This window comes from Parabacteroides johnsonii DSM 18315 (genome assembly GCF_025151045.1).
GTDB lineage: Bacteria > Bacteroidota > Bacteroidia > Bacteroidales > Tannerellaceae > Parabacteroides > Parabacteroides johnsonii.
Map to the genome: position 1 here is coordinate 4,403,492 of NZ_CP102285.1, position 22,667 is coordinate 4,426,158.

At 47.6% G+C, this 22,667-nt stretch carries 17 protein-coding genes; 14 read left to right on the forward strand and 3 right to left on the reverse strand.

Going from position 1 to position 22,667, the window contains the following annotated elements:
- Positions 1-6: 6 nt before the first annotated feature.
- The 9 genes from NQ564_RS17900 to NQ564_RS17940 all read left to right on the forward strand — a co-directional run bounded on the left by NQ564_RS17900 (position 7) and on the right by NQ564_RS17940 (position 11,589).
- Entirely contained in the window at positions 7-1,122 is a 1,116-nt protein-coding gene (locus NQ564_RS17900; protein WP_039848365.1) for a fimbrial protein, read from the forward strand.
- A 57-nt stretch (positions 1,123-1,179) separates the two neighbouring features.
- Positions 1,180-2,463, forward strand: coding sequence for a fimbrial protein (locus NQ564_RS17905; protein ID WP_039848364.1), 1,284 nt, complete (start codon positions 1,180-1,182; stop codon positions 2,461-2,463).
- Between the two features lie 374 nt (positions 2,464-2,837).
- The gene (locus NQ564_RS17910; RefSeq protein ID WP_008152895.1) at positions 2,838-3,935 is read left to right on the forward strand and encodes a hypothetical protein; all 1,098 of its coding nucleotides are present in this window, start codon (positions 2,838-2,840) and stop codon (positions 3,933-3,935) included.
- Positions 3,936-3,988: 53 nt separating this feature from the next.
- Entirely contained in the window at positions 3,989-5,524 is a 1,536-nt protein-coding gene (locus tag NQ564_RS17915; protein WP_227963187.1) for a hypothetical protein, read from the forward strand.
- A gap of 720 nt (positions 5,525-6,244) precedes the next feature.
- Positions 6,245-8,356 (forward strand): VapE domain-containing protein, encoded by a 2,112-nt coding sequence (locus NQ564_RS17920; RefSeq protein WP_129650332.1) that lies wholly within the window; start codon positions 6,245-6,247, stop codon positions 8,354-8,356.
- Between the two features lie 130 nt (positions 8,357-8,486).
- Positions 8,487-8,882: an HU family DNA-binding protein gene (locus NQ564_RS17925; RefSeq protein WP_005637603.1), complete on the forward strand. Its 396-nt coding sequence runs from the start codon at positions 8,487-8,489 to the stop codon at positions 8,880-8,882.
- A gap of 227 nt (positions 8,883-9,109) precedes the next feature.
- A complete protein-coding gene (locus NQ564_RS17930; protein WP_008154165.1) occupies positions 9,110-9,667 on the forward strand; it encodes a DUF3575 domain-containing protein in 558 nt (185 codons plus the stop codon).
- An 8-nt stretch (positions 9,668-9,675) separates the two neighbouring features.
- Entirely contained in the window at positions 9,676-11,142 is a 1,467-nt protein-coding gene (locus NQ564_RS17935) for a DUF3868 domain-containing protein (RefSeq protein WP_008152884.1), read from the forward strand.
- Positions 11,143-11,244: 102 nt separating this feature from the next.
- The gene (locus tag NQ564_RS17940; RefSeq protein WP_008152881.1) at positions 11,245-11,589 is read left to right on the forward strand and encodes a hypothetical protein; all 345 of its coding nucleotides are present in this window, start codon (positions 11,245-11,247) and stop codon (positions 11,587-11,589) included.
- 122 nt (positions 11,590-11,711) lie between these two features.
- Here NQ564_RS17940 and NQ564_RS17945 read toward each other — a convergent pair whose 3' ends face one another.
- The 3 genes from NQ564_RS17945 to NQ564_RS17955 are packed head-to-tail and all read right to left on the reverse strand — an operon-like array spanning position 11,712 to position 15,155.
- Complete coding sequence (locus NQ564_RS17945) at positions 11,712-12,341, reverse strand: thiamine diphosphokinase (protein WP_008152879.1); 630 nt, start codon at positions 12,339-12,341, stop codon at positions 11,712-11,714.
- The gene (pnuC, locus tag NQ564_RS17950; RefSeq protein WP_008152877.1) at positions 12,325-12,933 is read right to left on the reverse strand and encodes a nicotinamide riboside transporter PnuC; all 609 of its coding nucleotides are present in this window, start codon (positions 12,931-12,933) and stop codon (positions 12,325-12,327) included. Before pnuC ends, NQ564_RS17945 begins: the two co-directional genes overlap by 17 nt.
- 14 nt (positions 12,934-12,947) lie before the next feature.
- A complete protein-coding gene (locus NQ564_RS17955) occupies positions 12,948-15,155 on the reverse strand; it encodes a TonB-dependent receptor (protein ID WP_039848363.1) in 2,208 nt (735 codons plus the stop codon).
- A 696-nt stretch (positions 15,156-15,851) separates the two neighbouring features.
- On the opposite strand from NQ564_RS17955, the gene rimP reads away from it, so the two are divergent.
- From rimP to sufB, 5 genes are read left to right on the forward strand one after another with little or no spacing between them, the layout of a single operon-like run.
- Positions 15,852-16,319: a ribosome assembly cofactor RimP gene (gene rimP / locus NQ564_RS17960; RefSeq protein WP_008154173.1), complete on the forward strand. Its 468-nt coding sequence runs from the start codon at positions 15,852-15,854 to the stop codon at positions 16,317-16,319.
- 9 nt (positions 16,320-16,328) lie between these two features.
- Positions 16,329-17,603 (forward strand): transcription termination factor NusA, encoded by a 1,275-nt coding sequence (gene nusA / locus NQ564_RS17965; RefSeq protein ID WP_008152872.1) that lies wholly within the window; start codon positions 16,329-16,331, stop codon positions 17,601-17,603.
- Between the two features lie 20 nt (positions 17,604-17,623).
- Complete coding sequence (gene infB, locus NQ564_RS17970) at positions 17,624-20,611, forward strand: translation initiation factor IF-2 (RefSeq protein ID WP_008152870.1); 2,988 nt, start codon at positions 17,624-17,626, stop codon at positions 20,609-20,611.
- Between the two features lie 2 nt (positions 20,612-20,613).
- Positions 20,614-21,105 carry a CvpA family protein gene (locus NQ564_RS17975; protein ID WP_008152869.1) on the forward strand — a complete coding sequence of 164 codons (492 nt, stop codon included), beginning with the start codon at positions 20,614-20,616 and terminating at the stop codon, positions 21,103-21,105.
- Between the two features lie 34 nt (positions 21,106-21,139).
- Entirely contained in the window at positions 21,140-22,585 is a 1,446-nt protein-coding gene (sufB, locus tag NQ564_RS17980; protein ID WP_008152867.1) for a Fe-S cluster assembly protein SufB, read from the forward strand.
- Positions 22,586-22,667 lie beyond the last annotated feature (82 nt).

Consider the following 22,667-nt stretch of genomic DNA (forward strand, 5'->3'; position numbering starts at 1 on the left):
ATGATTATGAAACTATCAAACATATTCCTCTCGACCCTGGCAGTACTCCTATGCTGTACTGCCTGCTCCAAGGATGATGAATCATTTAAGGGGAAGGATGCGGATGCTTCGTTGAGCATTGCGGTCAAGGCGGCGGGGTCGGCCGTAACGAAAGGGTTTCACCCGAATGATGAGAATGAGTTGGCCGGAGAGGCCAAAGTAAATAACCTTTCGGTGCTCGTTTTCGACGAAAATGGTGCACAGCTTATCGGCTACGGCTGGCAGGCAACCAACTCGGAAGGCGAGGCCTCTATCCTGAACGTGCCTGCTATGACCATGAGGGCACAGATCGTGATCGTTTCCAATACGCCGGAAAATTCGCTTGCCGGTGTTACGAGCTATTCCGATTTCGAATCCAAGCTGGCGCAACTTGCCGACCAGTCTCAGAGCAACCTGGTCATGAGCAGTCCGGTCATTACGACCCAAGCGCCCCTTGTCAAGGGAGACAATTATCTGGGATATGCATCGATGGGCAGTGAGAACATCAACGGTATCGCCGAACCAGTCGAAATCACCCGTCTTGCCGCCCGTCTTGACTTGGTCAATGTCAAGACTGATTTTACAAAAACACTCCTGCGCAACCGCACGGTGAGAGTGGAAGAAGTAACGATACTGAACCAGAGCACGGCTTCCCGTTTTTTCAGCCGTGATTATTGGGGAGTGGTGATGGCAACCGGACATCTTGGCAACAGCGGTGCGACAGCGTTGAACCGCGATATCGCCAACGGCTCTCCGATAAACGATACACCTTATGTGCACTACGTGATGGAAAACGATGGCTCTGAAGCTCCGACAGAAATACAGGTCAGAGCAACTTTGCTTGAAACGGACACGTATGAAGCGGAAACGAAAATATTCACCGCCGTGATCAACCGGAACGGTCTGGACAGAGGATATAATCACAACTACGTTAAACGCAACTATGTATATCGCCTGAATGTCACCTTCGGAGATACCAGCTTCGACGGCGACCACGAAAAAGATCCCAATATACCGATTCCGCCACGGCCGACTACCGGAGACCTGGATGTACAAGTCGAAGTGGTCAATTGGGGGCAAGTGAGCCAGGATGTTGAAATCTGATGATGGCAACACATAGGGTAAATATTTAAAGTAGAACAAATTAAACGTATTACAATTATGAAATTAAGAAATTTATTTTTAGCCTCTTTGGCAGTTTGCACAATGGCATCCTGCTCAAAAGACGATGACGGAATATCCGGCCCGCAGGAAGTAGACGCCTACCTCTCTTTCGCCTCCACAACCGATGTCATGACGAAGGCATCGATCGATGGTGGTACAGATGCAGGTACTGATAAAGAAGCCAAAATTCAGTCATTGACGGCTTATGTGTTTGACGAAAGTGGAAAGTATGTGATCAGCAAGCATGTTAGCTTGCCTGATGGAACAACTGAATCTTCCGGAGAAGATTTTGATGCGAAAGACGGTTCGATCACGACAATCAAGGCTATCCATGTGAAAGTGGCAAAACCAACCGGAAGTGCGACAATATCTGCAACCAAGTTCCAAGTCCTTTTGCTGGCCAATATGAATGAACTTGCACCGGCTGATTTGGATGCTTTGAAGAACGAAAAAACAGCTGCAATAACTACCTTTAATGAAATAGGTAAATCTTATTTGCCTATGCATTCGGACGTTTTGACTGTTACAGGCTTGACTCCTGTAAAAGAAGAAACAGATGGAACCAAAACTCATCATTTGAATTGGTATAAAGATAACTCTTCATGCGTTGTGTCCGATACACCGACAGATGGAACGCATGTCACAATAGTACCGGATGGGGTGGGAAAGGTTACTATGACTCGTTCGATCTCACGTGTGCAGTTCACTTCTTTGAAGTCAAACTTCACTGCCCAGTATGCAGGTGTTACTTTTAAGATCGATTCTATCTATTTGGCAAATGTCCGTAATAATGCAACGGTCATGGGTGAAGAGAATACGGAGGCTGATTATTTCAGAGGTGGGCCAGTTGAGTTTGCTGTGATCCAAGGCTTGATTGATCCGGAGGCTACTGTTGATGCTTCCTTTGCTAAGAGATATGAAACTTCTCTTGTTCTGCCTAATGAAAGCGGTGAACTTAATGCTACTGCTTTAGGCTTCGACAAATACATCAATGCCAACCAACCAGAATATGCAGAAAGAGGTTATTTGACACGTCTTCTGATCACCGGAACTTTAATGGATGGCGATCGTGAGCTGGGAAAGAAATATTTCCATATCCCCTTGAAATTGGTCGATGATGCTGGCAACGTCGCAAGCAACAGGTTCTTCAAGATCTCGGCAACTATCACCGGTGAAGGCAGCCCGAATCCGGATGAAATCTTGGAAAATGCTTGTATTAACTTCAATATCGAGGTGGCCGATTGGAAGGTGGTCAACCAGACAGAAGAAGATACGAATTAATAAAATCATCGATTCGCAATAACCAGAGGGGACGTCTCAAAACGCCCCCTTATTTTTTGTCTATAAAAGAATCTTATTCACTGTGGAGCAACATATACCGGTAAGCCCACCAGCACAACTTACCCATGCTATAACCTCTCTTTGGGGTGGTATGCCAAAATGTACTTGCCTCCGTGCTTGGCACGAGGCTGCAAAAGAGTGAGAAGTGGCCAATTATCCTGTCCTGTAGCCGTTTCTATCGCAATTAAAGGGTGTACCTCTCAATTTGCCTTTTGGTATTTTTACCACTTAATCTTGAAAGTTTCGCCTATCGCCCCCTGTCGGCAATCCCCGTACATTTGCATCGTAAGTTAAATGAGAAAATACATAGGGTTATGAAAATTAAGAATATATTTTTCGCAGCAATATTAGTTCTTGCCGGTTTTTCCTGCTCCATGGAAGATGATGCTATCATGAACGATGTAGAGAAGGGTATTGAAGAAGCCACAGAAGCTTATACAGTATTGGACTTCGGTGTCGCTTTTAAGGAGATGGCTACAAAAGCCACAGTCGTTGGGCCGGGTGTTGATTTGGAAGCAAGTGAAGCTGAAAGACATATGTCTGACGTTTCTATATTTTTATATGAAGAAGGAAAACTGATAGAAATCTTGAAAGCGGATAAACAGGATGCAACCCTTGCCGCAGAAGGTGCTTCCGAGACTACGACTAATCCTTTGGCAGATTTGAAGTTTGTGACCAAATACAAAGCAGGACGTACATTGGCTGCCCATGTTGTCGTAAATGCCGGGGACTTGTTGGATGATATTACTTTCGGAACTTCAGTAGATCAGTTGAATAAAACAGTTTCAGGCTGTCTATCTGCAACGGAACTAATCAAATATGGCATTAAAGAGATTGTTTTTGGAACAGATGTGACAAAGCATTATGTTTCTCCGAGCGACGCAGAACTGAATCCTAACACAATCCTTGTAACAGTCTCCCAAATCGCAGCCCGTCTTGACTTTTCTGAGTTTAGCGTGACACTTGACGGTTTTGTAACGACTCCGGTTGTTACTTTTGAGGAAGCTAAATTCGTGAACTTGCAACAGGATGGCAAGATCGTTGAAGGATATGCGGGTAGCAAAGTTGCCGATGGTGTTTCTTTGGACCGTAGTACGAGTGGTAATCAAGAAGGAGCAATAGTCTGGACCGGAATGGGAACAGCCTATGGCTATGCGAACCTATATGAAGCGGATTCTCAGACGAATACAGCCCTGTACGTGAAGTTCACAGTTGACGGCAGAACTTTTGATAAGACATATCCGATCAATCCGGATAATATAAATAAGGAAGTCAAGCATGACGGTATCAAAGGCGGCTACCTCTACGACATAAAAGTGCATTGGACGATTACTCCAAAATGGGGAGATTCCACAATCGAATTCTATACGAAAGACTGGGTTTATAATATCATCCCGGAAGTTGTATTGTGATTAAATAGGAGAGTATAAAAATGAAAGTATCGACAGGTAAAATACACACAATTATGAAAACGAAAAATATATTCCTGACAGCTATATCTGCATTGTTCATCTTTGCAGCATGTACTGAAGAAAAAATAATAGACGAGCCGGGCGTTTCCGGCAAAGGCGATCTCGTCATCGAACTATCCCCCTCTTCCGTCATCACAAAAGCTGCTGCGGAAGATAAAGGGTATGTGTATGCGACAGAGGAAGAATTGAATGTGCAGGATTGCTGGATATTCGTGTTCGATCAAAAAAATGGAGAATATATTACATCCGAGTATTTTGCCGGCGATAATTTATCGGAAGCCGAGCATGACTATGTAGATAACCCCGCTCCAAATGGAGGAAGCCAGACGTATAAAAAAGGATATAAAGTCACTTTAACAGGTTTGGATTATGGCACTTATGACTTTTGGGTCGTAGCTAATCCGACAGAGTCTAATGAAGCTTATAAATCTTGTCAATCTCTGGATGCATTGAAGGAGATTATTGAAGGTGGCGATTCATATCAAACTGCATTTGCAGATAAAGCTAACCAGTTGGTGAAAGTCGGTAACAAACTCGCAAAATTTGATGTGACTACAGTCGCTTCTCCGATCCAAATCCCGTTAACACAGTTGGCTGCACGGGTGGAACTGAAAGTGCGGGTGGATATTCCGAGATTGTTGGTCAATGGGTATTATGATTATGGTGATTTAGGTGGTAAAAATGGAATTTGGACTAAAGGCGAGGTGGAGAATGCGTTTGGTAAGAAAAATCTGAAAGAAGTCGATGTTACAGAAGACATGTTGGATGATGTGGATGCTGATGGAAAATTGTTATACACTTATTTTGGACATAGATTGACAATACCAACAAGTGTTAAGCCTCGAGTGGCAAAGGGGATTCAATTACCTCCATTAACAGTGAAGAAATATTCAAGATATAGCGGCTACTTATTGGAGAATATTACGCTTCAGGTTGATGATATTCGTATAAAAAGCAGATTAGTTTCATCAGCCATTGTTCCTGAAGATTCAGATAGTAAAATATTTAGTCCGCTGTTTGATAAAGTAAGTACGACATATTTGTTTAAGTTTTATACCTATGCAAAAGATCAGTTGGATATATCCTTGCACGGAAATCTTTATGAAGCAGTTTATGAGACATCCCAAGAAGGAGAAATAACAGGTAGTTGGTTTGTGAATGATAAAGAGGTCAATGGGGAACCCCAGTTAGTTGCTTATATTCGTGATAATAAGGAGGAAATTCCAGAAGATGAAATCTTGAAATTGGAAGGTGGTAATGGATGGGGATCTAACAAGATGGGATTGTTGCTTACTAATGAAAATACGTGGACGTCTGTCGGAGAAGTAATAGAAGGAGAGCCGACTCAGGTAAGTGAAAAGAAAGAATATTCCTCCGGCAGCGTAACCCTGAAACCCAAAAATGGTTTTCAAGTCGGTAATATGTATGAAGCATCTGCATTGATACAGAGTGTTCCGGCTACAGGTTCTTTAAATATAGTGATAGAAAATATTCAGTCTGGAGGCGAGATCAATTTCGGCTTCAATTAATTACCAAAGCGATTATTTGTCTTTCAAGGGCTATGCCGAAACAGCTTTGTTCCCGCGCCAAGCGTGTGGAGACAAGGCTGTTTCGGCATAGCCCTTGATTTTTGATGGGGGTGTGCCAATATCGGTATTTATGGAGACGCGGATGACACGGATATTATTAATTATCAATAAAATAAATCTGCGATATCCGTGTCATCCGCATCTGGAAATATCAATTTGATACACCGTCGTAAAAAACATCCATACCACCCGACACCTCGACACCTTTCAGTGTAATTCCTTTATAATCGATAAGTTAACAGGTGTCGACCTAAAAACAAAGATCGACACCACATCGACACCTTTTCCGTTTTTCGCATATCCATCCCCCCGTTTTTCAGCAGTTTAAACCTCTATCTCCCCGCAAACTATCCCGAATCTCCCCACAAACTAACTCAAACCATGTCATAAACTAATTCATAGCATATTACATACTCTCTATAGATAGTACGACATAACACCGATAGGTAGTACTACCTATTAGCAATTCATAGTACTACCTATACCTTATACATAGTACTACCTATCCCAACTTTCCTGTATGTCCCGGATTAGTTTATGGCATGGTTCGAGTTAGTTCCCGGTGTGTTTTGTGTTAGTCTATGTATAAAATAATTGAAAAACAATAGATATCCGAAATATAAACCTTATCTTGCCGGAAATTTAAAAACTAATGCTAATATGAAAATAACGCAACTTCGCGGTGACCTGGCGGCTTTCCGTAACCTTGAACTAAGCATTGTCCTGAACGCCATGAAAACGGAAAATAGCCGGAAGCCGGTGACCACATTGCGGCAGAATATTCCTTATCTGACTCCCGGGATAAAAAGTCTTGCAGCAGAAAAGATACCTGTAGTTTTGTTTGGCGTTACGCTGAAGCGGGAGGATGAGAGGATCGGTGTGGTCACCTATACCGGATTGGTGCTGCTTAGTATCGGCAATCTGATCGGCCGTGCGGAGGCGGCTGCCATACGGGATCGGGCGGCGGGCTTTCCGCAAACGCTTGCCTCGTTTATCGGATCGAGTGGAAGGAGTGTCAAAGTCTTGGTCCCCTTTACCTTGCCCGACGGTTCCGTGCCGGAGACGGAGGAGCGTATGCGCCTTTTCCATGCCCATGCCTACCTACGTGCCAGCCGCTATTATGAGGTACAGCTCCAGTTGCCCGTCGGACGGAAAGAAGAAGGCTTTCCGGTTCCGGAACAAGGATGCCGTGTGTCGTATGATCCGGAGTTGTATTATAATCCGGATGCTTTGCCGATCCGCCAGGAACAACCTTTGCAGATGCCCGCTCCGGTGACAACACGCGAGGCGCACGATGCCGAGCCGGCCCCTTTGTTGCGCATGGCGCCCGGCTATGAGCGTTACAAACGCATATCGCTCCTCTATGAAACCTGCCTTGCTGACACCTTCCGGCAGGTCGGGCCGGAAGACGGCGGCGATGAAGAACGGAAAAAGTTCGTAGTACATCTGGCGCGTAAATGCCGGCAATCCGCTATCCCGGAAGAAGATGCCGTCCGTTTTGCCCTGATACACCCGTTCGGAAGGGAGCAGGAGATGGAGTTGAGGGCGACGTTCGGGAACGTCTACAGGAAAGAAAAACGTTGCAGCGTGCGGCCTTGTATGCCCCGGCGGATGCTGGTGGCGATGCAGATGGAAGAGTTTATGACGAGGCGTTATGAGTTGCGGTTCAACCGGATGAAGGGATGTAAGGAGTATCGCGAACGACATTCGCTGTTCACCGGCTATCGCCCGGTGACGGCCGAGACGGTCAAGAGCATCTGTTTCGAAGCGCAGTTGGAGGGCGTGTCGGCAATCGAATATGATGTACAGCGTTACGTGGACTCCCGGCGTGTCTCCCATTACTGGCCGGTCGAGGAGTTCCTTTTCGACCTGCCGCATTGGGACGGGCAGGACCGCATCCGTACCCTTGCCGATTGTGTGCCCTGTGAAAACGAGGAGTGGAGGAATTTCTTTTATATTTGGTTCCTCAGTATGGTGGCACATTGGTTGCAGATGGACCGGGAACATGCCAACAGCACGTCCCCTCTGCTGGTCGGACCACAGGGGTGTCGCAAGAGCACTTTCTGTCAGAGTCTTTTGCCACCCGAGCTGCGGCCTTATTTTGTCGATGGGATTGATTTGGGAAGCCGGAAGGATGCGGAAATGGCGTTGAGCCGCTTCGCACTGATCAACTTGGATGAGTTCGACTCGATACCCGCTTCCCGCCAGCCTTATTTGAAAAACCTGCTCCAAAAGGCGAAAGTCACATTGCGCAAGCCCTATGGCGAGAGCATAGAGGAGATGAGGCGGTTCGCTTCGTTTATCGCCACCTCCAATACGTTTGCTTTACTGACCGATACCACCGGTAGCCGCCGTTTCATCGGGGTGGAGGTGAAGGGAATGATCAGGATAGAACCCATCGATTATCCCCAACTCTATGCCCAGGCGGTCGGTGCCTTGAGGGAAGGTGAACGTTATTGGTTTACCCCGGAAGAGGAGGTGCTTTTGAACCGGAATAACCGGATGTTCGAAAAGCGGCCTTTGTTGGAAGAGTTGTTCCTCCATTATTTCCGTATTCCGGAGGAAGAGGAGGGTTGTGAGCCGTTGTCAGCACCCGAAATATTGATGACAATCAGCAAACAGAGCAAAATAGACCTTACGGAAACAAAGCTGAGGTTGTTCGGACAATTAATGCAAAAATATAATGTACGGAAGAAGATGAAAAAAGACCGGAAATACTATTATGTCATACCGGAAACAGAAGAACCGGGTGCCGATGTGCCGGTCGGGTGAGTACATCGACATCTGCATCGACACCAACATCGACACCAATATCGACACCTGATAATAGGTAAATACTCAGGTGGTTGAGTTGAAAGGTGTCGATGTGAAGCATGATAATCATTTATAAAAATAATATAGTATGAGTATACAATACAGATTTGTCCCCATTTATGATAACCTGAATGAGGACAGCGAGAAAGTAACGGGTTTTTATCCCAAAGTAGTCAGCCGCGGCACAATAAACAAAGAGCGGATGTTTGAAGAAATATCGCACGGTTCGTCTTCCCTCCGTTCGGAACTGGCGCGTTCGTGGATGCTGATGGAAGACTATATCATAGATCGGTTGAAAGACGGTTACGATGTCTGCCTGAACGATTTTTGCACTTTCGGTATCTCCGCCAAATACCGCCGTGTAGATCGCATCAACGAAATCCGAGCCGAATCCATTTTCGTAAAGGGCATGCATGTCCGCACTTCGGAGGTCGTCAATAAAAAACTCAAATGGGCGCGTTTCGAGAGGGAATCGGAGAAATGAACAGGCCACTTTGGATTCATTAATCGGTATTTCTATCGTCCTGTCCTTTTTTCGTTGGTATTTATATCATACGGTCCGTTCTTGGTAGCTTTGCCTGTGAAACTTGAAACGTGCACCTACCGCGCGTGGTAAAGACTTATTCTATTTTTGTATCGGAATAAACAGTTTTATCTCCTTTGTTGTTTAATATGCGATAGAAAAACAAAAGATAATTAAAAATGAAGTGTATGAAAAAAGTACTTTTCCTCTTTTTGCTTCTGGCCGGGATGACGAACGTCTATGGGCAGAAGTTTGCGGTAAAGTCAAACTTGCTGTACGACGCGACTGCAACGATCAACTTAGGGGTTGAGATGGGATTGAGCAAGAAGTGGACACTGGACTTGTCCGGTAACTACAACGGATGGAAGTTTGGCGACGACATGCGTTGGAAGCATTGGATGGTTCAGCCGGAAGCACGTTATTGGTTATGTGAGAAGTTTAACGGTCATTTTCTCGGAGTGCATGCCCATTATGCCGATTATAATGTCGGCGGGATCAAGTTCTTGAGTAAAAATATGGAGAATTACCGTTATCAGGGCAACCTCTACGGAGCCGGCCTGTCCTATGGCTATCAGTGGCTACTGAGCAACCGTTGGAGTATGGAGGCTGTGATCGGTATCGGATGGGCGCATCTGGACTATGATAAATATCCGTGCGCATCATGCGGCACGGTTCAGAAGAGCGAAACGAAAGACTATTTCGGGGTGACGAAGGCTGCTCTTTCTATTATTTACTTTATTAAATAATCGGAGCTATGAAGAAAACAATGAAAATATATATGGCAGCAGCTCTGCTGGCTGTCGTTTCGCCGGCTATCCTGGCTCAGGCCCCGGTAAAAGTGGTTTGTAACGAACTGAAACAAAAAGGAAACGAATTGGTGATCGACGCCGTGATCACGGTCGACGGCAGTCAGATCAAATCTCGCGAGAACCTCTCCCTGACACCGGTTTTGGAATCGGCTTCACAGAAGGAAGGGTTACCTTCCATCCTGCTGAACGGACGGATCAGCCAGAAAGTGTATGACCGCGAGATCGCTTTGAATAACTTGCAGGATGAACCCCGCTTTTTGGTCGTTCAGGCCGGAAAGAATGAAAACGTCATCAACTATAAAACGGTAATCCCGTTTGAATCGTGGATGAAAGATGCCCGTTTCGTGCTGGTCCCGAATATGTGCGGTTGTGGAAAAGAGGAACAGGGTGCGCCGCTCGTGATAGCCGACAAGGTCCTGACCCGTCCCGACAAGCGGTATGAGGTGCAGCCTACCCTGGCTTATATCTCTCCGGAAGCGGAAACGGTGAAACATCGTGCTGAGGTAGGGACTGCTTATCTGGACTTCCAGGTGGGTAAATATGCGATCCTGCCGGATTTCCGTAACAATGCGGTGGAACTGGCGAAGATCGACAATACGATCAGTACGGTCGTAAACGATAAGAACATCACGCTTGAAGGCATTATCCTGAAAGGTTTTGCATCGCCTGAAGGCAGCTACAAGTCCAATACGGTCCTGGCTGGCAATCGTGTGAAAGCACTTTCCGAATATATCCGGAAGAAACACGACTTCAAACCGGAGCTGTTCACGTTGGATAACGGTTCAGAAGATTGGGAAGGCCTGAAAGCAAAAGTAGAGGCCGACCGGAGCGTTCCTTCGCGTGAGGCTGTGCTGGCTATCATCAACAGCAATGATGATCCGGATAAGAAAGACGCCAGGCTGGCAGCTTTGGACGGAGGGGTTCCTTACCGTTATGTATTGAAGAATATCTATCCTTCGTTGCGTCGTTCCGACTACCGTGTCGCTTACCAGGTGCGATTCTTTACGGTTGAAGAAGGCCGCGAGATTATCAAGACGCGTCCGCAGCAGTTGAGTTTGAGCGAAATGTTCGCGGTGGCCAACAGCTACGAGATCGGAAGCAAGGAATATAATGAAGTGTTCGAGATAGCGGTCCGCATGTACAGTGACGACCCTGTCGCCAACCTGAACGCCGCCAATATCGCATTGTCGAAGAACGACCTGGATGCGGCCCGTACTTATCTGGCTAAGGCCGGCAATAGCCCCGAAGCTATCCATGCACGTGGTGTCCTGAACCTGTTGGAAGGGAATCTGGACGAGGCCGGAAAGCTGCTGGAACAAGCAAAAGCTGCCGGTGTGAAGGGAGCTGCGGCCAATTTGGACGAGTTGCGTAAGAAAGAGGCCGATAATCAGCTATTTGATAGCTTTGAGTAGTAAGATTGAGACTTTCACAATGTAACCTTTGCCATATTTGCCCATATCTTTGCAACATAGAGTTTGCATATAAAAGATTGAGAATTTTAAATTATTCAGATTATGGAACGTATAGCGGATGTCGAAAAAGTTCTGATGAATGAGATAGACAACCAGCATGGTGTCTACTTATATCTCGAAGGCGATTCATGGTGCGCGTATGAACGTTCTGCTTATTATCTGGCCAGATTGAATGTGCCGGTGATACTACAGAAAGAAGTAATCCGCGAGGGGTACGATGTGGTTTTGTTGAAAGCACTGTTTGCAGTGGATGACATGTGTTTGCCACTGGCTCCTAAAACGGAGTTGAAAAGGGTGGCGGATGACAAGTTGCAGTTCCACATGTATGACAACATTGATGGTTTTCCTGAATGGAAAGCTTCTCAATTGAATAAGTTGCCTGCCTGACAGGTGGTTGAATAGCATTATTATTAAACAGCCGTGAGGCTTGAATAAATACTAAGTTGTAAAATTGAGGGTGTATTTTGTCCCGAAGGCTGATCGCAAGATTTCCCTTCGGGACTTTTTATTTAGAAAGTACGGTAGACAATGACACGGGCCTCCGGTGAGAGGGTGACGGTGAAATTGTCGCCCGTCGCTTCGTTCAATGTACCTTGCCACCAGGCCGTCAGCCGGCGGTCGCGGATGGGCCAGCGTAGTCCGGTGGTGGAAATCGTGCCGGAAGGGGCGAGTGAGAAAAGAGACACTTGGGTACCGGGATCGCTTGCCAGCGTCGTCGTTTGCCGGAGAGGGGTGAAAATCCCATAGTCCGAAAGCATTTCTATCCGGCGGAACAGCGGGGCGTAGTCCATCAGCAACGAGATATTGCCTAACGTATGGTCTTCGCGCAGCCCGGTAGCCCCTAAGATCAGGACTTCCTGCTCCCCGGATCGGTGGGCGAAACGGACGGATTTCGTCAGGTCGTTTATTTCCTGGTCCTCCACGATATGAATGCGGTCGGCGTAGCGCTCGCGGAAGCAGGACGGGATGCTGTCCAGATCGCCGACGATGGCTGCCGGGGTGATGCCTGCTTTGTCCAATGCCTCGATGGCCCCGTCACAGGCGATGACGACGGAAGCTTCGTGCAAAAGACGGAGCGGTAAAGCTGTTTGCGGAAAACTGCCGTTTGCCACGACTACGCAATTATAAGGTGCTATCATGTGTTCTTATTCCTTTCTTTTTCCAAGTATATAATCCGACTGCCGCCAGAATGGCGTAGCAAATATAGAGAAACATTGTGGGATAGAGACCACGCAGGTAATAAAGATAGACGGACACGCAGTTGACGATGATCCAGAATATCCAGTGCTCGATGATCCGGCGGGCCAGCATCCAGGTGGCGACGATTCCGACGGCAGTGGTAAAAGCATCGCCTGCCGGTATCGGCGAATCGGTGAAATAATGCAAGAAGTAATAGAGCAACGCGAACAGGGCGAGGATGGCGGAACAGATCCCGGCGAAAAGGAGGGGCGTCATGTTACGGTAGAGGATCGCTTCCTGGGAGGGGGCGGCTTCTCCGTTCTGGGCCGTTTCGACCTCACGTCTGCGTGTCCACTGCCAGAAGCCGTATATGCTGATGGCTACATAGTATATGTTCAATCCCATATCCGCGTATATCTTCGAAAAGAAGAAGACAAAGACATAGACGAGGGAAGTGAGGAAACCTACCACCCACATGGCCCGGTGCTGCCTGATCTCCAGGAACAGATAAAGCAACCCGGTCAATACTCCGAAATATTCCAATAGTAGCATGATTATAATGTGTGTTAGAACCTGAATGTGACTCGTGCCATCGCGTTTGTTCCTGCCTGGGTGAAATAGCCGTCCTCTTTATAGCGTTCGCCGCCAACGATTGCCGAGTAGACCCAGGCGTTGGTTTCATACTGTTCGTTGAACAGGTTGTTGACCGTGACATCGAGGGCTATTTCTTTCATGAACTTTGGTTTGAAAACATAACCGACGCGTAGATTGCTGACGAAATAGGGATCGATGGAACGGTCTTTGCAAGAGGTGTTGTCGATATATTGGCGGCCGACAAACTGGGAGTTGAAGCTTGCACTGAATTGTTTCCAACTGAAATTGAACATGCTGTTGGCGATGATGTCCGGTGAAAAGGCGATGTCGGTCGTCCCTAATTCGTTGTGGTCCTCGCGCAGGAAGTTCCAGTCGGCGTCGTAGACCTCGATGCTTTCGGTGAAGTTCTTGATCTTGTTCCGGCTTAGTGTCAGGTTTCCGCTCCAGTCCAGCCAACAGGTGATTTCCACACCTCCCGTGAGTTCTATCCCCATCCGGTAGCTGTCCTTTATGTTGGAAGTGAGGGCTTCACCGATTTCACTGATCTTGCCGGTCAGGATCAGCTGATTGCTGTAATCCATGAAGTAAAGGTTGGCGCCGATGCGGAAGCGGGAGTTTCCGAAACCGTAGCCGGCTTCATAATCGTAGAGCGTCTCGTGCTGTGGGCGTTCGTCTCGGCCGGCTTCGGTGAAGTTGTCGCGGTTCGGTTCGCGGTTGGCTACCGAGAAAGAGACGAAAGCGTTGTGGCCACCCTTTTGGAAGTTAATGCCCGCTTTGGGGTTGAAGAAGTTCCAGTGCTTGTCGACATTCACGTGGTCGCCGGCTTTGTCGTCGCTGCCTTCGATCGTGTAGTGGATACCCCGGTACTGCATGTCCAGATAACCGTTCAGATTGGGATGGAGCTGGTAATTGGCCTTGGCATACATATTATAATCCAGTTTGTCGCCCGTGTTACGATAATATTCGTAGTCCGGTACGGGAAGGTTGTTCGATTGCTTTGCCCAGATGACACGTCCGAAATGGTCGCCGTCATAACGGTTGATGGCGGCTCCGGCGGAAAACTGCAAGCGCTCTCCCCGGTAGTTAGCGCTGTAGATCGCTCCGTAGAAGTCGTTTTCCAGCCACTTGCGGCGGACGAGGTCTGTCTTGGCGATGGTGTCTCCCTGACTGTCGATATATAGGGGTAGCTTGTAGTCCTTGACTTTGGCCCCTCCTTTGTAATCTTCATAATAACCTGCCCCGTGTGTGTAATGGAGTGTCAGATTCATGTTCCACAAATCGCTCAGACGTTGGCTGGCTGTCAGGTGGTAGTTCTGCTGTTGGTAGTTGTCCGTCTGATTTTGGTAATATTTGGTGACACCGTCTTCTTGATATTCCCCGCACGGGTTGTAGGTGCGGTCTGAGTCCAGCAGATAGGAGGGGACGCCGGTCCATGCCTGGTAGGTCTTCTCGATGCTGCCGAAAGTCTGGAAACGGATCAGCGTGTTATCCCCATAGTAAGCCGCCGAGGCAAAATAGGAGTGCATGTTGGCCTTGGCCCGGTCGATGTACCCGTCGCTCTGGATATTGGAATAACGGGCGTCGAAAACGAAATGGTCCTGTAGAAGCCCGGTTCCGAGCTTGACCATGTTTTTGACTGTTCCGAACGATCCGGCCGAGACCGAATATTCGGCATAAGGTTTCAACTCCGATTTCTGCGTCTGCATGGCGACGGTTGCTCCGAAGGCGGCTGCCCCGTTGGTCGAGGTTCCGGCTCCACGCTGTATCTGGATATTATCGACCGAAGAGGCGAAGTCCGGCATGTTCACCCAGAAGACTGTGTGTGACTCGGAGTCGTTTACCGGTACGCCGTTGACCGTGATGTTGATACGGTTGGCATCCGTCCCCCGGATGCGGAATCCGGAATAGCCGATGCCTGTCCCGGCATCTGATGTCATGATGACGGACGGCGATTGGAGGATCAGGAAGGGGATGCCTTGCCCGTCGTTCCGGCGGTTCAGCTCGTCCTTTGTCAGTTCACTGTAGGCAACCGGTGTCCCTTTGGCTACTTTGGTTGCGGTGACGACTACTTCGTCCAGCGAGATGTCTTTTGAAATTTTCAGAGAATCGGCAGGTCCAGCCGTTTTGCCTTGCGCCGACAATACCACTAATGATGAGGCAATAATAAGAACACTTTTCATCCTTTTTCTTTTTGATAACCTGAATTTTAAAAGGAATAGCAGAGGTGAGCTGTTTTTACTGAAGATACACTTTTTTCCCTTCGCCGGCATTACCCGTCCAGGTTCAATGGGTATGATCTCAGCCTGCCTTCCTGTTTCTTGGGCGTCATTCCGGCAAGCACCCCCTTATATTCGAGGGGCAAAGGAACGAAAAAAACGGGTAATGATCAAATACTTTAGGATGGCTACACCAAAAGAAGACCTTTTTTCGATATTTTCTTCCTTTCGTATTATCATTTCGATAGACCAAGAGGATATTTGCTATCAAATAGAATGTTAAAAAATATTACCCTTGCGGGTAATTTCCAAAAGATGCCCTATTAATTCGAATTAGATGGGATAGGGGTGTCATTTTGATAATAAACCATTACCGAGGATATAAGGAGGTGGGTCAAAATCTCTTTGTCCCCGCACTAGATGCGGGGTCGCAAAAGGACAGGCCTTATCAATCAGGTTTTTATAGGGCCGGTTTTAATACGATCCCGCGAGGGGCGCGGGAACAGGATAGTTTCGACACACCTCCAATAAACCCCAGAATATGCAGAAAAAATATATATTTATTTGAAAACTCACTGATTATTTGTATATTTGCGGACGATTAAGCGAAGATGAGGAGGGGGCGGGCAGTCCCCTTCTTTTGTTCTTAACTGTATGTATATGATTGAAAAGGACGTGATAAGTCGGTTGGTAGAAGAAAAATTAGCTTCTTCCGGCAATTATTTAGTAGATGTAGTAATTAAACCAGGTAACCTGATTATCATAGAAATAGATAATGATGAGGGTGTTTGTATCGATGACTGCGCGGAGTTGAGCCGCTATGTGGAAGGTCACCTGGATCGGGATGTGGAGGACTTCGAGCTGGAAGTCGGCTCCGCTGGTATAACTTCTCCGTTTAAAGTGCTTCGCCAATATGTGAAAAATATAGGCAACGAAGTGGAAATGCTGCTTAAAAGCGGTACGAAGTTGACCGGTGTATTGAAGTCGGCTGACGAGAACGGGGTGGTAGTCACTGTTGAAAAACAAGTGAAACCCGAAGGAGCCAAGCGTAAAGTGACTGTCCAGGAAGATCAGTCATATACATTCGATGAAATAAAATATACAAAATACCTAATAAGATTCAAGTAAATAAAGATTATGGCCAAGAAAGAGGAAACAATCAGTATGATTGACACACTTGCTGAGTTCAAGGAGTTGAAAAATATAGATAAGGATACGATGATCAGCGTGTTGGAAGACTCATTCCGCAACGTGATCGCTAAAATGTTCGGTACGGATGAAAATTACGACGTAATTATCAACCCGGAAAAAGGTGACTTCGAGATCTGGAGAAACCGTACGGTTGTCGCCGATGACGAACTGGAAGATGAGAATCTTCAGCTGACACTGACCGAGGCCCGTAAGATCGATGCCGACTGTGAAGTGGGCGAAGAGGTAACCGACGAAGTGCATTTTGCCGATTTCGGACGTCGTGCCATTCTGAACCTGCGCCAGACGCTGGCTTCAAAGATACTTGAATTGCAGAAAGACAGCTTGTTTGCTAAATATAAAGACAAAATCGGCAATATCATCGCTGCCGATGTTTACCAGGTATGGAAGAAAGAGATCCTGTTGTTGGACGACGAGGGTAATGAGTTGCTGCTCCCGAAAACAGAACAGATCCCGACAGACTTTTACCGTAAAGGTGAAACTGTACGTGCTATCGTACAGCGGGTGGACAACTACAACAACAATCCGAAGATCATCCTTTCCCGTACAGACAAATTATTCTTGCAGCGTTTGTTCGAACTTGAAGTGCCGGAAATCAACGATGGCCTGATCACCATCAAGGCGATTGCCCGTATTCCGGGAGAGAGAGCAAAAATTGCCGTCGAGTCGTACGATGACCGTATCGACCCGGTTGGCGCTTGCGTCGGAATGAAAGGTTCCCGTATTCACGGTATCGTTCGCGAGCTGAGAAACGAGAACATCGATGTTATTAATTATACATCTAATATATCGCTGTTTATCCAGCGTGCATTAAGCCCGGCAAAAATTTCCTCTATACGAGTGAATGAAGAAGAACGTAAGGCAGAGGTTTATCTTCATCCTGATGAGGTTTCATTGGCTATCGGTAAAGGTGGTTTGAATATCAAGCTTGCCTGTATGCTGACCGAATATGCCATCGATGTTTTCCGAGATCTGGAAGGTGCAGATGAAGAGGATATCTATTTGGATGAATTCTCGGATGAAATCGACAGCTGGGTAATCGAAGCACTGAAGAATATCGGGTGCTACACGGCGAAGAGCGTATTGGCTATGAGCCGCGAAGAGATTATAGAACGTGCCGACCTCGAAGAACAGACTGTTGACGAGGTACTTGCTATTTTATCTGCCGAATTTGAAGAAGAACAGGATGAAACCCAGGAATAAGTATTACGACAAAGTTTGATATGCCCATAAAATTAATACAAGTACAAAGGAAATTAAATGTAGGAATCAACACGGTTGTTGAGTTTCTACGCAAGAAAGGGTTCGAGGTTGAGGATAACAATCCCAACACGCGAATCGGTGATGAACAGTATGCTTTGCTCGTAAAAGAGTTTGGAAAAGATTTACCGAACGGCGGACGTGAGCGTGAGCGGGTCGTGCCCGAACGTCCTCACAGGGAAGCTTCTTCTGTGAAAGAAGAAAAGAGTTCGGAAATAAAGACTGTAATACCGGAAGAATTCAAGCCTAAAATTGTGACAAAGGGCCGGATTGATCTGGACAGATCGCATAAAAAAGTGCAGGAGGTACAGCATCAGCCTGTTTCCGCTCCTGTGGAAAAGAAAGTGGAGAAGCCTGTGGAGGCGACCTCTGCTACAAAAACTGCTGAAGCTCCGGTTCAGGAGGTGAAAGCCCCTGAAGCAAAAGCTCCCGAAGTGAAGGAACCTGAGGCAAAAATGCCTGAAGTGAAAGTCCCGGAAGTGAAACAGCAGCCTGAGGAGATAAAAGAAGAAAAAGTTATAGTAGTGGAAAAGGAACCAGCAGAAGTGATTAAACCGGAGCCTGTACAGGAGCCGAAAGCTGCAAATGTAGAGTCAACGACCGTGACCGCGGAACCGGCAGCACCTGCCGGCAACGGTTCGGAGGAAGAATTATTCCGGTTGAATACTCCGAAGTTCGAGTCGAAAATCAAGGTAACAGGGAAGATAGACCTGAACGCGTTGAATCAGTCTACCCGTCCGAAGAAAAAGACGAAGGAGGAACGCAAGAAAGAGCGTGAAGACAAGCGAGAGAAGTTCGCCGGTAACAAGCCGGGGCAACAGTCGGGTAACGGGCCTTTCAACAAGGGACCGAAAGACGGAACGGCAAGACCCGGTGCTCCTGTCAAACCGGGAGAAGGTGGTGCGGATGCAAAGAAAAAACGTAACCGTATCAAGAAAGACCGCGTAGACGTGAACAATACGCCGGGAACCAACGCACGTCCGTCTCGTCCGAACGACGATCGCAAGCCACGCCTGCGCAAGCCGGTGAAGGCGGAGATCAGCGAGGAAGATGTACAGAAGCAGGTAAAGGAAACCCTGGCCCGTCTGACCAACAAGGGGAATAAAAATAATAAAGGTGCCAAGTACCGTCGCGACAAACGCGATGCCATCCAGAAGCGTGAACACGAACTGATGGAACAGGAAGAAATGGAAAGCAAGGTATTGAAGCTGACCGAATTCGTGACAGCCAACGACCTCGCCAACATGATGGATGTTCCGGTTACACAGGTTATTGCGACTTGTATGAGTATCGGTATCATGGTTTCCATCAATCAACGTCTGGATGCGGAAACAATTAATATCGTAGCCGAAGAGTTTGGCTTCAAGACTGAATATGTAAGTGCCGAAGTGGTGGAAGCCATTAAGGCCGATGAAGAAGACGACAACGAAGAAGATTGGGTGGCGCGTCCTCCTATCGTGACTGTGATGGGACACGTTGACCATGGTAAGACTTCTTTGCTGGATAACATCCGTAATGCAAATGTTATTGCCGGTGAAGCCGGAGGTATCACGCAGCACATCGGTGCTTACAACGTGAAGTTGCAGAGCGGACGCCGTATCACGTTCCTGGATACGCCGGGTCACGAGGCCTTTACCGCTATGCGTGCCCGTGGTGCCAAGGTGACGGATATCGCGATTATTATTGTGGCTGCCGACGATAATGTCATGCCGCAGACTGTCGAAGCGATTAACCATGCTTCGGCTGCCGGTGTGCCTATCGTGTTTGCTATCAATAAGATAGATAAGCCGCATGCTAATCCCGACAAGATCAAGGAGGAACTGGCTAATATGAATTACCTGGTTGAAGACTGGGGCGGTAAGTATCAGAGCCAGGAAATTTCTGCCAAGAAGGGTATGGGTGTAGAGGACCTGTTGGAAAAAGTATTGCTGGAAGCTGACTTGCTCGACTTGAAGGCTAATCCGAAGAGACGTGCCGTTGGCTCCATCATCGAGTCTTCGCTCGACAAAGGACGTGGATATGTTTCTACCGTGCTGGTTGAAAACGGAACGTTGAAGGTCGGTGATATCGTATTGGCCGGAACTCATTTCGGTCGTGTAAAAGCGATGTTCAACGAACGTAACCAGCGTATCGAAAAGGCTGGTCCGTCCGAACCGGCGCTGATCCTCGGTCTGAACGGTGCTCCGCAGGCCGGCGATACGTTCAACGTACTGGAGACAGATCAGGAAGCCCGTGAAATTGCCAACCGCCGCGAACAGTTGCAGCGCGAGTTGGGTCTGCGTACGCAGAAGATGCTTACATTGGATGATATCGGTCGCCGTATCGCAGTCGGCAACTTCCAGGAACTGAACGTGATCGTGAAGGGTGACGTGGACGGTTCGGTAGAAGCGTTGTCAGACTCTCTGATCCGTCTGTCTACAGAGGAAATCCAGGTGAATGTGATCCATAAGGCTGTCGGCCAGATTTCCGAATCGGATGTCGTACTGGCTGCCGCTTCCGATGCGATCATCATCGGGTTCCAGGTGCGTCCGGCATTGCCTGCACGTCGTCTGGCAGAGAAAGAAGGAGTCGAAATCCGTCTGTATTCGATCATCTACGATGCGATTGAAGAAGTGAAGAGTGCTATGGAAGGTATGCTTTCACCGGAAATCAAGGAAGAGATCACGGCCAACGTGGAAGTGCTTCAGGTATTCAAGATCACGAAAGTGGGGACGATTGCCGGATGTATGGTACGTGAAGGTAAGATCAAGCGTTCGAATAAGGTGCGTGTGATCCGTGACGGTATCGTGGTCCATGCTGGTGAGCTGGAATCTTTGAAGCGTTTCAAAGACGATGTGAAAGAAGTGGTTGCCGGATTGGATTGCGGTTTGAACTTGGTGAACTACAATGATATCCAGGTGGGCGATATCATCGAGGCATACGAAGAAACGGAAATCAAGAAGACATTGTAAATATGAACTGGTTGGACATTACATTGCTATGTCTGGCAGGAATAGGATTTGTGAAAGGCCTGTTTGATGGAGTCATCAAACAGGTTGTTTCGCTTATAGCCCTTTTGGTCGGGATCTTTTTTTGTACGAAGGCGGCACTCTGGTTGCGCGGATATATATTGGCATTGGGCTGGTTTCCCGAACAAGGGGTGACGGTGCTCAGCTACGTGGCGGGCTTTCTGCTGATCGTGGGTGTCATATTGCTGGCGGGTGAGATTCTGACTCGTGTCGTGGGGGCGACGCCGCTGAGTGTCCTGAACCATCTGGCGGGCGGTGTCTTGGGATTTTGTTTTATGATGGCGTTTATCAGCCTTCTGCTGAACGGTATGGAGATGATAGACAAGGGATCGGTTCTGATCCCGCGTGGGGCAAAGGTCGAATCCCGTTTTTATAATTCAGTCAAAGAAATAATCCCAACCATTTACTTCCAAAATTTGTTTTTTAAGGAGGAATAGGTTGCATAATTTGAACAATATATATTAATGTATAATGGAAGATTCAAACGACATACTAAATGAGGTGACGACCGGTGACTATAAGTACGGATTCGTTACCGATATAGATACGGAGGTGATTCATCGAGGATTGGACGAAGAGACTGTCCGTATTATCTCTGCCAAGAAGAATGAACCGGAATGGCTGCTTGAATTCCGCTTGAAAGCCTTCCGCCACTGGCAGACATTGGAGATGCCTGCTTGGCCTCACCTGAATATACCGCCGATCGACTATCAGGATATCATCTACTATGCCGCCCCGAAGAAGAAGGAGGGCCCGAAGAGCCTGGACGAGGTCGATCCGGAACTGATGAAAACTTTCGACAAGCTGGGTATCCCTTTACACGAACGTGCACAACTCAGTGGAATGGCGGTCGATGCCGTGATGGACAGCGTCTCTGTAAAGACGACGTTCAAGGAGACACTTGCCGAGAAAGGCATTATCTTCAGCTCTTTCAGCGAGGCTGTCCAGCATCATCCTGACTTGGTCCAGAAGTATCTGGGAAGTGTGGTCAGTTATCGTGATAACTTCTTTGCTGCATTGAACTCGGCGGTGTTCTCGGACGGTTCGTTTGTCTATATCCCGAAAGGTGTGCGTTGCCCGATGGAGCTTTCCACTTACTTCCGTATCAATGCGGCTAATACCGGACAGTTCGAACGTACATTGATCGTAGCGGATGATGAAGCCTACGTCAGCTATCTCGAAGGCTGTACCGCCCCAATGCGCGACGAGAACCAGCTTCATGCCGCTATTGTCGAAATCGTAGCGCACGAACGGGCCGAAGTAAAATATTCTACTGTCCAGAACTGGTATCCGGGCGATAAGGAAGGAAAGGGAGGAATCTACAACTTCGTGACTAAGCGCGGACTGTGCAAGGGCGAAGGAAGCAAGATCTCCTGGACACAGGTGGAGACCGGTTCCGCCATCACCTGGAAATATCCGAGTTGTATCCTGGCTGGTGATAATTCGGTTGGTGAGTTCTACTCGGTGGCCGTCACCAACAATTACCAGCAGGCCGATACCGGTACGAAGATGATCCATCTCGGGCGGAATACCCGCAGTACGATCGTCTCGAAGGGGATCTCCGCCGGACATAGCCAGAACAGCTATCGTGGCTTGGTGAAAGTTTCTCCCCGTGCCGAAGGTGCCCGTAACCATAGCCAGTGCGACAGCCTGTTGCTTAGTTCGACCTGTGGCGCCCATACCTTCCCCTATACCGATATCCAGAACGAAACGGCGGTAGTGGAACATGAAGCGACGACGAGCAAGATCAGCGAGGAGCAGTTGTTCTATTGCAGGCAGCGTGGTATCTCGGTGGAAGAAGCGGTCGGCCTGATTGTAAACGGATATGCCCGCGAGGTAATGAACAAGCTTCCTATGGAATTTGCCGTGGAGGCCCAGAAGCTGTTGACCATTTCTTTAGAGGGAAGCGTAGGATGATTTATGATTTATGATTTATGATTTATGCGTTGATGATAAATCATAAATCATAAATCATAAATCGCATAAATCATAAATTATA

Excerpts from the sequence above, each read along its gene's own strand:
- NQ564_RS17940 (WP_008152881.1), top strand. The coding sequence starts at position 11,245 with ATGGAACGTATAGCGGATGTCGAAAAAGTTCTGATGAATGAGATAGAC.
- NQ564_RS17955 (WP_039848363.1), bottom strand. The coding sequence starts at position 15,155 with ATGAAAAGTGTTCTTATTATTGCCTCATCATTAGTGGTATTGTCGGCG.
- rimP (WP_008154173.1), top strand. The coding sequence starts at position 15,852 with ATGATTGAAAAGGACGTGATAAGTCGGTTGGTAGAAGAAAAATTAGCT.
- NQ564_RS17935 (WP_008152884.1), top strand. The coding sequence starts at position 9,676 with ATGAAGAAAACAATGAAAATATATATGGCAGCAGCTCTGCTGGCTGTC.
- sufB (WP_008152867.1), top strand. The coding sequence starts at position 21,140 with ATGGAAGATTCAAACGACATACTAAATGAGGTGACGACCGGTGACTAT.
- NQ564_RS17900 (WP_039848365.1), top strand. The coding sequence starts at position 7 with ATGAAACTATCAAACATATTCCTCTCGACCCTGGCAGTACTCCTATGC.
- NQ564_RS17905 (WP_039848364.1), top strand. The coding sequence starts at position 1,180 with ATGAAATTAAGAAATTTATTTTTAGCCTCTTTGGCAGTTTGCACAATG.
- infB (WP_008152870.1), top strand. The coding sequence starts at position 17,624 with ATGCCCATAAAATTAATACAAGTACAAAGGAAATTAAATGTAGGAATC.
- NQ564_RS17975 (WP_008152869.1), top strand. The coding sequence starts at position 20,614 with ATGAACTGGTTGGACATTACATTGCTATGTCTGGCAGGAATAGGATTT.
- pnuC (WP_008152877.1), bottom strand. The coding sequence starts at position 12,933 with ATGCTACTATTGGAATATTTCGGAGTATTGACCGGGTTGCTTTATCTG.
- nusA (WP_008152872.1), top strand. The coding sequence starts at position 16,329 with ATGGCCAAGAAAGAGGAAACAATCAGTATGATTGACACACTTGCTGAG.
- NQ564_RS17920 (WP_129650332.1), top strand. The coding sequence starts at position 6,245 with ATGAAAATAACGCAACTTCGCGGTGACCTGGCGGCTTTCCGTAACCTT.
- NQ564_RS17910 (WP_008152895.1), top strand. The coding sequence starts at position 2,838 with ATGAAAATTAAGAATATATTTTTCGCAGCAATATTAGTTCTTGCCGGT.
- NQ564_RS17915 (WP_227963187.1), top strand. The coding sequence starts at position 3,989 with ATGAAAACGAAAAATATATTCCTGACAGCTATATCTGCATTGTTCATC.
- NQ564_RS17930 (WP_008154165.1), top strand. The coding sequence starts at position 9,110 with ATGAAAAAAGTACTTTTCCTCTTTTTGCTTCTGGCCGGGATGACGAAC.
- NQ564_RS17945 (WP_008152879.1), bottom strand. The coding sequence starts at position 12,341 with ATGATAGCACCTTATAATTGCGTAGTCGTGGCAAACGGCAGTTTTCCG.
- NQ564_RS17925 (WP_005637603.1), top strand. The coding sequence starts at position 8,487 with ATGAGTATACAATACAGATTTGTCCCCATTTATGATAACCTGAATGAG.